The following is an 11,870-nucleotide window of genomic DNA, read 5'->3' as shown; positions in this document are numbered from 1 at the left end:
CGTGGGAAACGACGCTCAGGGAACGGAAAGCGTCACCGGCCGCCATAACGGCGCTCCCTTCGCGCGAAATCGTCCAACGCGTTCTGCAGGTGCTCGGGCGTGAAGTCGGGCCATAGCGTATCGACGAAGATCATCTCGGCATAGGCGGCTTGCCACAGCAGGAAGTTCGACAGCCGCACCTCTCCGCTCGTGCGGATCAGCAGGTCGAGCGGCGGCAGGTCGGCAGTATCGAGATGCGCCGCGATCGTCTCAGGCGTAATCTCGCCTTCAGACGCGGCCTTGGCTGCGGCGCGCGCGATCTCCTGCTGCGATCCGTAGTTGAGCGCGACGGCCAGCGTGCGAGCGCCACCGCTGGTCTTCGCCAGCGCATCTTCGAGCATTGCAACGATATCGGGCGCAAGCCCCTGCCAATCACCGATAATCTTGAGCTTGACGTCATTTGCGATGAATTCCGGCAAGTCCGATTTCACGAACTTGCGCATGAGGTTCATCAGGTCGTCGACCTCTTCGCCGGGCCGCTTCCAGTTCTCGGAACTGAAAGCGTAGAGCGTCAGGCATTCGATGCCCGTATTCGAGAGACCGCGCACGAGCGTGCGCACCGCCTCCACGCCGCGCTGATGGCCGAGCGCGCGCGGCAGGTGCCGGCGCTTCGCCCAGCGGCCGTTGCCGTCCATGATGATGGCGACATGGCAGGCCTGTGCCGGGGTGTCGTCAGCCATTTCCCCGCTCCTCTCGGGAGGAAGGGATCAAGGTACGGCGGCACGGCGCGACGCGGCGGGCGCGACATCCGCACCACTCCGCTGCGACCAGGATCACCTTCGGTTCGCCAAGTCTCACTGCCCTTCCTCTGGAAGCGAAGCCGCCCCGAAAGGGCGACAGGAGGGGGAAGGTCGTCCGATCTCCCTCACTGGGTCAGGATTTCCTTTTCCTTCTGCGCGGCGGCGGCATCGGCGTCGGCGACGTACTTGTCGGTCAGCTTCTGCACCTCGTCCTCGCCGCGCTTGCGGTCGTCCTCGGAGATTTCCTTCTTCTTCTCGTCTTCCTTGAGCGCTTCCATGCCGTCACGGCGCACGTTGCGGATCGCGATCTTGGCGTTCTCCGCATACTTGCCGGCGATCTTGGCCAGCTCGCGGCGGCGCTCTTCCGTCAGGTCGGGCAGCGGGAGGCGGATGGTCTGCCCGTCGATCATCGGGTTGAGGCCGAGATTCGCATGCGCGATCCCCTTCTCCACCGCGGTCACGTTGGCCTTGTCCCACACCTGCACGGCCAGCATGCGCGGCTCGGGCGCGTTGACCGTCGCCACCTGGTTCAGCGGCATCATCGACCCGTAGACCTCGACCTGCACCGGATCGAGCAGGCTGGTGTTGGCACGTCCGGTGCGCAGACCGGAAAGATCGCTCTTCAGACTGTCCACCGCGCCCTGCATGCGGCGCTCGATGTCGTTCTTGTCGTACTTCGCCATTCGTCAGGCTTCCTCTTTCACTACCGTGCGGACGCCGTAACCGGCGAGCACCCGCGCCAGATTACCCTTTTCGCGGATCGAAAAGACCACGATCGGAATCCGGTTGTCGCGGCAGAGCGCCACGGCGGAAGCGTCCATCACTTTGAGATTGTTTGCCAGAACCTTATCGTAACTGACCGTGTCGAAACGCTTTGCCGAAGCGTTCGTCTTCGGATCTGCGTCGTAGATGCCGTCTACGCTCGTGCCTTTGAACAGGGCGTCGCAGCGCATTTCAGCGGCGCGCAGCGCGGCTCCGCTGTCGGTGGTGAAATAGGGCGCGCCGACGCCGGCGGCGAAGATCACCACCCGGCCCTTCTCCAGATGCCGCTCGGCCCGGCGGCGGATCACCGGTTCGCACACCTTGTCCATCTCGATCGCGGACTGCACGCGGGTCGGGACGCCGAGCTGCTCCAGCGCGCTCTGCATTGCCAAGGCGTTCATCACCGTCGCGAGCATGCCCATGTAGTCGGCCTGGGCGCGATCCATTCCCTGCGCCGCGCCGGCCATGCCGCGGAAGATGTTGCCGCCGCCGATCACCAGGCACAGCTCCAGCCCGGTATCCTTGGCCGCCTTCACTTCCTGAGCCAGTTCGGAGACGAATGCGGGATCGATGCCGAACTGCTGATCCCCCATCAGCACCTCGCCCGAAAGCTTGAGCAGTATGCGCTTGTATTTGGGGGATGACATAGGCGATGGGGTTTCCGGATTCACTTGCGGGTTGCCGGCGTCCTTAGCCGCCTCGCCCCCCGTGCGCAAAGGGAAAGCCGGTCATGGGAAGAGGATCGCCATGGCGTGCGCTGCGCTGGGCGCTCGTCATGCTGCTGGCCGCCGTGGCGGCGCTGACGGCGAAGGCCTGGAGCGACACGGTGGCCGGGCCCCACGTCATGCGCCTCACCGCCAGGATCAAGGGTATTCCCTCGGACACTCCGCCGATGCGTCTGCTCCTGCTTTCCGACATTCACGTCGCCGGCCCCGACATGCCGCCGGAGCGGCTGGCACGAATCGTCCAGCAGGCGAACGCGCTTCGGCCCGACGTGGTGCTGATCGCCGGCGATTTCGTCAGCGAGAAACGCACCGCGACCCGGCTCTATCCTGCGGAGGCGGCGATCGCTCCGCTGGCCGCGCTGGAGGCGCCGTCCGGCAAGATCGCGGTGCTCGGCAATCACGATCACTGGTTCGGCATCGCGGCCGTCCGCCGCGAGCTGGAGCAAGCTGGATTCACCGTCCTCGCGAACGCCGCCGCGCGCGCGGGCCCGCTTGCGATCGGCGGGATCGACGACGACTATACCGGCCATGCCGACCTGCCTGCGACGCTCGCAGCGATGGACCGGCTCGGCGGAGGATCGGTCCTGCTCAGCCACAGCCCCGATCCCTTCCCCGACCTGCCTGTAGGCTTCGGGCTCATGCTGGCCGGGCACACCCATTGCGGGCAGATCCGCTATCCCTGGGGCGGCTCCCCGGCGACGATGTCCGCTTACGGCGATCGCTATGCCTGCGGTGCGGCGCGCGAGAACGGGAACCTGCTCGTCACCACAGCAGGCCTCGGCACCAGCGTGCTCCCGTTCCGGCTGTTCTCCCGGCCAGAAATGTGGCTTATCGAACTCGTTCCGGCGGGCCGCTGAAAGCCTCCACAAGTCGGCGCGCGCATACGAAAACGGCCGCCGAACCGAGGTCCGGCGGCCGCGAATTTCGCTCGCTCGTTCGGTCGATCAGCCGGCGACGGCTGCGGCGACCTCCGCTGCGAAGTCGCTCTCTTCCTTCTCGATGCCTTCACCGAGCTGGAAGCGGACATAGTCCTTGAGCACGATCTCGCTACCCGCGTCCTTGCCGGCCTTGGCAACGACGTCGGAGATCGGGGTCTTGTTGTCCATCACGAAGAGCTGGCTGAGCAGCGCGTTTTCCTTGGCGAACTTCTTCACCGCGCCGTCGACCATCTTCGCCTGCACTTCGGCCGGCTTGCCGCTTTCGGCCGCCTTCTCTGCAGCGATCTTGCGCTCGCGCTCGATCACTTCGGCGTCGAGGCCGTCGGCGTCGAGTGCCTGCGGGAATGCCGCGGCGATGTGCATGGCGAGCTGCTTGCCAAGCGCTTCGAGCGTGCCGGCGTCGGCCTCGCTCTCGAGCGCGACGAGCACGCCGATCTTGCCCAGGTTCGGCGCGGCGGCGTTGTGGACGTAGGGCACGACCACGCCCTTGGCGACCGAGACCGTCTTCATCCGGCGGAGCTGCTGGTTCTCGCCGATGGTCGCGACGTTGTCGGTCAGCTTGTCCGCCACGGTGCCGCCATCGGGATAGGCGGCAGCTTTCAGCGCCTCGATATCGTCACCCTCGACGCCGAGGGCGACTTCGGTCGCCTTGCGCACGAAGTCCTGGAACTTGTCGTTCTTGGCGACGAAGTCGGTTTCCGAGTTGACCTCGACCGCGACGCCGCGGGTGCCTTCGACGGCAACGCCGACGAGGCCCTCGGCCGCCGTGCGGCTCGACTTCTTCTGCGCGGTGGCGAGCCCCTTGGCGCGCAGCGCGTCGACCGCGGCTTCGATGTCGCCGCCGGTTTCCTCGAGCGCCTTCTTGGCGTCCATCATGCCCGCGCCGGTCTTCTCGCGCAGGGCCTTCACGTCAGCGGCAGTGAATGCAGCCATTGTCGTTTCCTTTGATAATCTCTGGGCGCCGGGCCCGTGTTCAGGCCCGGCGCACTAGGTCGTGTTTGTGACGGCCGTGTGGAAGCTCAGGCAGCCGCTTCGGAAGCCGCGGCTTCCGCGGGCGGCACTTCCATCGCACCCACGTCGTCACCCGAATCGGCGACCTTGCCGCCACGGCCCGCGATCGCCGCGTCGCGCACGGCGTCGCAGTAGAGGCGCACGGCACGGCTGGCATCGTCGTTGCCGGGCACCGGAAAAGCGATGCCGCTCGGATTGACGTTGGTGTCGAGGACCGCGACGACCGGAATGCCGAGCACGTTGGCTTCCTTGATCGCCAGATCTTCCTTGTTCGCGTCGATCACGAACATGACGTCGGGAATGCCGCCCATGTCGCGAATGCCGCCGAGCGAGAGCTCGAGCTTGTCGCGCTCGCGGGTGAGCTGGAGGACTTCCTTCTTGGTGAAGCCCGAGGTGTCGCCGGAAAGCTGCTCTTCGAGCGTCTTGAGGCGCTTGATCGAGCCCGAGATCGTCTTCCAGTTGGTGAGCATGCCGCCCAGCCAGCGGTGGTTGACGAAGTGCTGGCCCGCGGCGCGGGCCGCCTCGGCGATCGGCTCCTGAGCCTGACGCTTGGTGCCGACGAACAGCACCTTGCCGCCCGCGCGGACCGTCTGCTCGATGAAATCGAGCGCGCGCGAGAACAGCGGCACGGTCTGCGACAGGTCGATGATGTGGACACCGTTGCGCGCGCCGAAGATGTACGGCTTCATGCGCGGGTTCCAGCGGTGGGTCTGGTGGCCGAAGTGTGCGCCGGCCTCGATCAATTGCTGCATGGTGACGGTAGAAGTCGCCATTGGTCTTTCCTTTCCGGTTGAGCCTCTGGAGAGCTGGAACCCGTGCGGAGATCCCGCGGCAGGCACCGGTATGTGGCGCTCTCCATGTGGATTTGCGTGGCTGAAACCGGACCGACAGAGTCCGGGAATCGCCCCGCGGGCGCGCCTTTAGCCGGGATCGAGGGAAGAATCCACCCTCGATTCGCCGCAGGAATCGCGAACCCCGGCACAATAGCGCTTGACAGGCTGGAACAAAAAGGGAACATTATTCCCGTCGCCCGGAACGAGTCGTGCGGCAACCCGGTTATCCACAGCGAGCCCACAGTCTGTCAACACCGTGGGATCGCAATGCAAGGATCACGATCATGCTCGGCGTTACCCTGTTTGCACTGTTTCTGACCGCCACCGTGGGCGCTGCAGTGGTGCTGGCGGACAGCTTCGTTCGTGGCCGGGAAGCTTTCGCACGTCTCCGCCGGGAAATGGCGCAGGCCGAGCACGCCGTTGATCCCATCCGCGTCGTGATCGTGAATATGTCGGAGAGCGAGCCGCTTCCCGCCTGGCGCCCTCGCCCGATCAGTCGAGCAGGTGGTCGTCTCCAGCGGCAGATGCCGCGGACGCAGGCATCGCTGCCCGCGGCCGCCTGACGCGGGAATAGCGGACCAGCGCATAGGGCATCAGCACGAGATAGCCGACGCAGATCGCGACGAGCGTCCACCAGGGTTCGAGCAACAGGGCGGCGAAGAGTATCCCGACCCCCGCGATCAGCTCCAGCCTGACATTGCGCCGCGGGCGAATCGAGGTCCAGCTCAGCGTCGCGATGTTGGAGATCATCAGGAAAGCGATCGCCACCATCCAGATCGCGCAGATCACCGGCTCGCGGAAACCCTCCCACCCGGTCGCCATCCACAGATAGAACGGCAGGAACGCCAGCCCCGCCCCTACCGGCGCGGGAACGCCGGTTAGGAACCCGGCCGACTTGTGCGGCTGCTCGTCCACGTCGATCTGCGCATTGAACCGCGCAAGGCGCAGTGCACAGCAGATCGCGAAGGCCAATGACGCGAACCAGCCCAGCCGGGGCAAATCCTGCAAGGTCCAGAGATAGAAGATGAGCGCGGGCGCGACGCCGAACGAAAGCGAATCGGCCAGGCTGTCCAGCTCGGCACCGAATCGCGACTGCGCCTTGAGGAGACGGGCGATCCGCCCATCGATCCCGTCGAGCAATCCGGCCAGAATCACCGCCACGATCGCCAGGCGCCAGTTGTCCGAGATCGCAAAGCGGATTCCCGTCAGACCGGAGCAGAGCGCGGCGGCGGTGATCGCGTTGGGCAACACGGCGCGCAGCGAAAGGCCCCGCACGCCGCCTGCAGCCATGGGTATCTCATCTTCCGCCGCCTTGGGGCCGACGCGCGGATAGTCGTCGTTCACTGGGCGATGCCCTCGATCAACTTCTGCTCGCCGATTTCGGCAAGGATAGTCTCGCCCGCGACCACCTTCTGCCCGACCAGCACCTTCGAATCGGTTCCGGCGGGGAGATAGACATCCACCCGGCTGCCGAAGCGGATCAGGCCAACACGCGCGCCCGCCGCCAGGGTGTCGCCCGGCTTGACGAACGGCACGATCCGCCGCGCGATCAGCCCGGCGATCTGCGTGAAGCCGATGGATACGCCATCCTGTCGTTCGATCAGGATATGCTGGCGCTCGTTCTCTTCGCTCGCCTTGTCGAGGTCGGCGTTGACGAACTTGCCGGGAATATAGACCAGTCGCCGCACCGTGCCGCCGATCGGCGCGCGGTTGATGTGCACGTCGAACACGCTCATGAAAATCGAGATGCGCGTGACCGGCTGATTGGCAAGCGCCGGTGTTCCGCTGCCGTCGTCCATGGTCAGCTCCGCCGGCGGCTCCACCTGCGCTATCAGCGAGACGAGCCCATCCGCGGGCGAGACGATCGCTCGCTCATCCTGCGGGACGACGCGTTCGGGATCGCGGAAGAAGGCGAATACGCCGAGCGAGAGGAACGCCATCGGCCAGGCGATCGTCTCCCATGCCAGGAATGCCGCGGCCAGGCTGATGCCCACCGCGATCAATCCGAACTTGCGCCCTTCGGGGTGAATAGCCGGCCATTGCCAGCCGACATCACCGCGTCCCTTGTTGTCGACCAATTCACCAGCCATCCCCGCCATCTAGAGGCTCGGCTCCATCCAAACAAGCGGCACGACGCTCCCGACTGCGCGTTAGGACGATGCTTACCATCTTGCCCTATCGCCTCCGCTCGATGGGCATGCGAGAAGAAAGCACCCGCCGCTGGATCGGCGAGGTTCCGATCTACGGGGCGACGCTGGCGCTGTTCGCACTGTGCGCCGCACTGCTGACGAGCAAGGGCATCGGTCTGGATGCCGAACCTGCCGTGGCCAATGCCCGGCTCTATCTGGTCGCAATCATCGCCTGGCTCTGCATCGACGCCACGCTGTACCTCGCGCGTCATCGCCCAAGCGAGCCGATCGCCGCGCTGCACCGGCGCTACGCAGGTCCGGCGGCTGCGCAGCAATGGCTTGCCGGGACGCCCCTGCTCGCCCTCTGCGTACTGCTTATGCCGTTCTTCTCGAAGATGAAGGCCGCGATTCCACTGTTCAACGAATATACCTGGGATGCACGGTTCATCGCCTGGGATCGCGCGATCTTCTTCGGTCACGATGCCTGGCAGGTGCTGCAGCCGCTGATCGGCTATCCGCCGATTACCGCGGCTCTCGCATTTCTCTACCATGCCTGGCTTCTGCTGCTCTATCTCGGCTGCCTCTATTTCGCGTTTGCCGCGATCGACCCCGCGATTCGACGCCGCTTCTTCCTTACTTACGTGCTGGCATGGTCGGTGATCGGCGGAGGTGTCGCGACCCTGCTCGCCTCCGCCGGGCCCTGCTTCGTGGGGCCCCTGTTCGGCGATCCCGCGTTCGACGCGCAGATGGCCTATCTGCGGGCAGCCGACACCCAGATACCGGTGATGACGCTGTCGGTGCAGGAGATGCTGCTCGACTGGCATCTGGCCGACACCGACGGCCTCGGTAGCGGCATTACCGCCATGCCCTCGATGCATGTGGCGATCGCGTTCCTGTTCTGGCTCGCGGCCCGGCACGTATCGCCGATCGCCGGACGCTGGCTCCTTGCCTTCTTCGTCGCGATCTGGATCGGCTCGGTCCACCTCGCCTACCATTATGCGGTCGACGGGCTGGTCTCGGTCGTACTTGTGGCGCTCCTGTGGCGCGCCTCGGCCCTCACGTTCGACTGGTGGAATGCAAGGACCGCGGCCTACGCCGCGCGGGTTCAGCCGATCCTGCGAACGAAGACCGTTCCCGCCGAGTAACCCGCGCCGAAACTGCAGATCAGCCCAGTATCTCCTGGCGCGAGATCGTCGCTGTGGAGATGAAACGCGATGATCGAGCCGGCGCTCGACGTATTGCCGTAGGTGTCCAGCACGGTCGGACTCTCGTCCTCGTTCGCCTCGTGCCCCAGCACCCGATGCGCGATCAGACGGTTCATTCCGGTATTGGCCTGGTGGAGCCAAAGCCGGCGCAGTGTCTGTGGATCGATGCCGAGCCGTTCGGCCTCGTCCAGAATCATCTGCGAGACCATCGGCACGACTTCCTTGAACACCTTGCGCCCCTGCTGGACGAAGAGCTTGTCGGGCCGGTCGGCGGTTTCAGGATGCGCGCGGTTGAGGAAACCGAAGTTGTTGCGGATATTGTTCGAGAACACGGTCTTGAGCCGCGTGCCGAGGATGTCCCAGTGCTGCGCCGGCGCGATGGCCGCGTCCTCCACCAGCACGGCCGTGGCAACGTCGCCGAAGATGAAATGGCTGTCGCGGTCGCGCCAGTTGAGGTGGCCGCTGGTGATTTCGGGGCTGACGACCAGGACCGAACGGGCATTGCCGGCGCGGATGTAATCGGCAGCGGTCTGGATGCCGAACGTGGCCGAGGAACAGGCGACATTCATGTCGAAGCCGAAGCCGTCGATGCCGAGGGCCTGCTGGATCTCGATTGCCATGGCCGGATAGGGCCGCTGCATGTTCGACGCGGCGCAGAGCACCGCATCCACATCGGCAGCATCGCGCCCCGCCCGCGCGAGTGCTTCGCGGGCCGCGGCAACTCCGATTTCGGCCAGGATCGAAAGCTCCTCGTTCGCGCGCTCCTCCCACCGCGGCGCCATAACCTCCGGATCGAGAACCGGCGCTTTCGCCATCACATGGCGGGCCTTGATCCCGCTGGCCTTCTCGATGAAGTCGACCGAGCTCGGCTCGAGCGGCTCGACCTCGCCCGCCTCGATCGCCTCGGCATTCCGCGTGTTGAACCGCTCGACGTAGGTGTTGAAGCTGGCGACCAGTTCCTCGTTGGAAATGCTCTCTTCCGGCGTGAACAGGCCGGTCGCGGAAATCACTGGACGATGTGTCGGCTGCATTGCGCTCAACTAAAGCGGCCTGCGGGGACCGGCAAGCACCGACGCCTGACCGCGCCTCCAGAACGCTATGTCCCGCCATGCAATCGATGCCGTTCCGATAGCCCGGTGAGTCCCACGACCCGCCGCTTTCCACGGCACCCGCCTCATAGCCCGGCATTCCGCATCCGGGGCGTCAAAATGGAGTGACAAAATGCGAAAGCCAACCGTGCTCATAGGTCTCCTGGGAGCAGCAGCGGGCTTGGCCGCCGTCTCCTCGGCGGCGGCACAAGCCAAGGGCGAGCCTCAACGGTCTTCCGAACCGCCCCCCGGGCTGATGAAGGCATTGGAGAAAGCGGCGCCGGGCATTCTTCGGGCAATGAACGCAACGGAGGGCTCCAACAGCCGCCTGCAGGATCTGCCCATCAGCGTTTAGGCATAGACAAAGGGCGTAAACCTGACCCCGCTTCGGCGGGGTCTTTTTATGCCAGTGGCGATGACTTGGAAGGCGTGGTGGACAGGGCTGGATTCGAACCAGCGTACGCTTGCGCGGGCAGATTTACAGTCTGCTGCCTTTAACCACTCGGCCACCTGTCCACATGCCTGGCGTGCGGGAATTGGCGTCTCCTCAAGGGAGCTGCCGTCTGCCGAGAGGCGCCCCTTTGGCGAAGCGGCGCTTGCCTGTCAATGGGGCCGCTGGCATGGGCCGGACCGAGCGAAAGATCGAGCGAAGATAGGGAGTTTCGATTGGCCAAAGGTGATCGCAAGCGAGCGCTGCGCGGGCGCGCCGGGCGTATGCAGGGCGGGCGCGGCAGCGGACGCGCGAGCACCGGCCAGGTGCGCCTGTGGGGCCGGCACGCCGTCGAAGCGGCACTCAGGAATCCCGCGCGCGTCCATCGCAAGCTGTGGGCGACGCGAGAGGGGATCGATTCGCTCGATGGCGAACTGCCGCCCGATTTCCCTGTCGAGTTTGCCGATGGCCCCGATCTTGCGCGGCTCGTCGCGCGCGATGCACCGCACCAGGGGCTGGTGCTGGAATGCGCACCGCTCGAGGACATGCATCTTGACGAGGTGCTTTCCGGAGATCCGGCGCATCCGCTCGTGGTGCTCGATCAGGTGACCGATCCGCACAACGTCGGCGCGATCCTCCGCTCTGCCGCGGCATTCGATGCCTGCGCGATCGTGACGCAGGACCGCCACGCACCGCCGGAATCGGGGGTGGTAGCCAAGTCCGCGTCGGGTGCGCTGGAGATCGTGCCCTGGGTCCGCGTGGTGAATCTGGCCCGCGCGCTGGAGAGCGCCGCGGAGGCGGGATACTGGCGGATCGGCCTCGCCGGGGAGGCGGAGACGACTCTGGCGGACGCGCTGCCAGCGGCGCCGATCGCACTCGTCCTCGGCGCCGAAGGCGAAGGCATGCGGGCCAATATCGCCGCGCATTGCGATGCGCTTGCACGGCTGCCGATCAGCAGTGCGATGGAAAGCCTGAACGTTTCGAACGCGGCTGCGATCGCGCTATATGCAGTGGCGACGCGTTGACGGGCGAACAAGCGGGGGCAGACAGGATGACTATTGCGACCACGATCCGGCGCACGGCGATGGCCGGGTTCGCCTCTGCTGCGGCGCTGCTGCTGACCGGCTGTTTGCTCTCACCAGGTGTCTTCACTTCCCAGCTCGAGCTACGGAAGGGCGGCAGCTTCTCCTACACCTACGACGGCGAGATCTATCTTCTCGCTCTGAGCAAGCTCGCCGACCTCGGCAATGCGGCGGAGGATGCGGCGGACGAGTTCGTCGAGCAAGCGTGTTACGACGACGAGACGTTCGAAGAGCATCCGTGCACCGAAAAGGAGCTCGCCCAACAGAAAAGCGACTGGGAACAGCAGGCGGAACAGCGCAAGCAGGAGCGGGAGAGAGAAGCCGAGATGACACGCGCGATGCTCGGCGGCATCGATCCGGCCGATCCCGAAGCCGCGCAGGAATTCGCCGAACGGTTGCAGCGGCAGGCGGGCTGGGAGAGCGTCGAGTACAAGGGCGACGGGCTGTTTCAGGTGAATTTCCGCATCGCCGGCAAACTCGATTATGATTTCGTCTTCCCGACCATCGAACGCCTGCCGACGTTCAACTTCTTCGTGCTCGCCGCAAAGCGCGACAACGGCACCGTGCGGATTGATGCGCCCGGCTTCGCGCCGCAGAGCAGCGGCAGCCCGTTCCGTGAAATGATGGCGGGAATGGCCGGCGCCACCACCGCGAGTGAGGGCTCGGCCGAGCAGGACGCGTTGTCCGCTCCCGAGTTGAACGGGACGTTCCGCATCGTGACCGACGGCGAAATCCTCGCCAACAACACCGACGAGGGCCCTGTCGAAACGCCTGATGGCAGCATGCTCGAGTGGAAGGTGACCAAGCGCACGCAAGTCGCTCCGACAGCGCTGATCAAGCTGGTGGACTAAACCCGCTTCTGTGCAGATGCCGGGATCGAAGACATCG

At 65.4% G+C, this 11,870-nt stretch carries 12 protein-coding genes and 1 tRNA gene; 4 read left to right on the top strand and 9 right to left on the bottom strand.

Features of this window, described 5'->3' with window-relative positions:
* Positions 1 to 32: 32 nt before the first annotated feature.
* From uppS to pyrH, 3 genes are all read right to left on the bottom strand, one after another.
* Entirely contained in the window at positions 33 to 719 is a 687-nt protein-coding gene (gene uppS, locus JNO53_RS12825; RefSeq protein ID WP_203111902.1) for a polyprenyl diphosphate synthase, read from the bottom strand.
* Positions 720 to 904: 185 nt separating this feature from the next.
* Complete coding sequence (gene frr, locus JNO53_RS12820) at positions 905 to 1,462, bottom strand: ribosome recycling factor (RefSeq protein WP_203111900.1); 558 nt, start codon at positions 1,460 to 1,462, stop codon at positions 905 to 907.
* Positions 1,463 to 1,465: 3 nt separating this feature from the next.
* On the bottom strand, positions 1,466 to 2,188 hold the full coding sequence (pyrH, locus tag JNO53_RS12815) for a UMP kinase (RefSeq protein ID WP_203112095.1): 723 nt from the start codon (positions 2,186 to 2,188) through the stop codon (positions 1,466 to 1,468).
* A gap of 83 nt (positions 2,189 to 2,271) precedes the next feature.
* Between pyrH and JNO53_RS12810 the strand changes: the two genes are divergently transcribed.
* Positions 2,272 to 3,123, top strand: a complete 852-nt coding sequence (locus tag JNO53_RS12810) for a metallophosphoesterase (protein WP_238401898.1) — start codon at positions 2,272 to 2,274, stop codon at positions 3,121 to 3,123.
* 87 nt (positions 3,124 to 3,210) lie between these two features.
* Here the strand turns inward: JNO53_RS12810 and tsf are convergent, their stop codons facing one another.
* The 4 genes from tsf to JNO53_RS12790 all read right to left on the bottom strand — a co-directional run bounded on the left by tsf (position 3,211) and on the right by JNO53_RS12790 (position 7,138).
* Positions 3,211 to 4,137: a translation elongation factor Ts gene (gene tsf, locus JNO53_RS12805; protein WP_203111898.1), complete on the bottom strand. Its 927-nt coding sequence runs from the start codon at positions 4,135 to 4,137 to the stop codon at positions 3,211 to 3,213.
* Between the two features lie 86 nt (positions 4,138 to 4,223).
* The gene (rpsB, locus tag JNO53_RS12800; RefSeq protein WP_203111895.1) at positions 4,224 to 4,988 is read right to left on the bottom strand and encodes a 30S ribosomal protein S2; all 765 of its coding nucleotides are present in this window, start codon (positions 4,986 to 4,988) and stop codon (positions 4,224 to 4,226) included.
* Positions 4,989 to 5,540: 552 nt separating this feature from the next.
* Positions 5,541 to 6,338, bottom strand: a complete 798-nt coding sequence (gene pssA, locus JNO53_RS12795) for a CDP-diacylglycerol--serine O-phosphatidyltransferase (RefSeq protein WP_203112089.1) — start codon at positions 6,336 to 6,338, stop codon at positions 5,541 to 5,543.
* Between the two features lie 50 nt (positions 6,339 to 6,388).
* Positions 6,389 to 7,138: a phosphatidylserine decarboxylase gene (locus JNO53_RS12790; protein WP_203111892.1), complete on the bottom strand. Its 750-nt coding sequence runs from the start codon at positions 7,136 to 7,138 to the stop codon at positions 6,389 to 6,391.
* Positions 7,139 to 7,206: 68 nt separating this feature from the next.
* Between JNO53_RS12790 and JNO53_RS12785 the strand changes: the two genes are divergently transcribed.
* On the top strand, positions 7,207 to 8,322 hold the full coding sequence (locus JNO53_RS12785; protein ID WP_203111889.1) for a phosphatase PAP2 family protein: 1,116 nt from the start codon (positions 7,207 to 7,209) through the stop codon (positions 8,320 to 8,322).
* Here JNO53_RS12785 and JNO53_RS12780 read toward each other — a convergent pair.
* Both JNO53_RS12780 and JNO53_RS12775 read right to left on the bottom strand, forming a co-directional pair.
* Entirely contained in the window at positions 8,283 to 9,413 is a 1,131-nt protein-coding gene (locus JNO53_RS12780) for a beta-ketoacyl-ACP synthase III (protein WP_203111887.1), read from the bottom strand. The two genes, JNO53_RS12785 and JNO53_RS12780, sit on opposite strands and share 40 nt — an antisense overlap.
* Before the next feature lie 487 nt (positions 9,414 to 9,900).
* Positions 9,901 to 9,986 (bottom strand) — tRNA-Tyr (locus JNO53_RS12775).
* A gap of 150 nt (positions 9,987 to 10,136) precedes the next feature.
* Here JNO53_RS12775 and rlmB point away from each other — a divergent pair.
* Positions 10,137 to 10,925 carry a 23S rRNA (guanosine(2251)-2'-O)-methyltransferase RlmB gene (rlmB, locus tag JNO53_RS12770; RefSeq protein ID WP_238401897.1) on the top strand — a complete coding sequence of 263 codons (789 nt, stop codon included), beginning with the start codon at positions 10,137 to 10,139 and terminating at the stop codon, positions 10,923 to 10,925.
* A gap of 26 nt (positions 10,926 to 10,951) precedes the next feature.
* Positions 10,952 to 11,833 carry a hypothetical protein gene (locus tag JNO53_RS12765; RefSeq protein WP_203111884.1) on the top strand — a complete coding sequence of 294 codons (882 nt, stop codon included), beginning with the start codon at positions 10,952 to 10,954 and terminating at the stop codon, positions 11,831 to 11,833.
* Positions 11,834 to 11,870: the final 37 nt, after the last annotated feature.

The sequence above is a fragment of the Altererythrobacter sp. C41 genome, from assembly GCF_016803135.1.
In the GTDB taxonomy this organism is placed as follows: domain Bacteria; phylum Pseudomonadota; class Alphaproteobacteria; order Sphingomonadales; family Sphingomonadaceae; genus Pelagerythrobacter.
The sequence above is the reverse complement of the archived record's forward strand: the minus strand, read 5'-3'. Positions and strand labels throughout refer to the sequence as shown.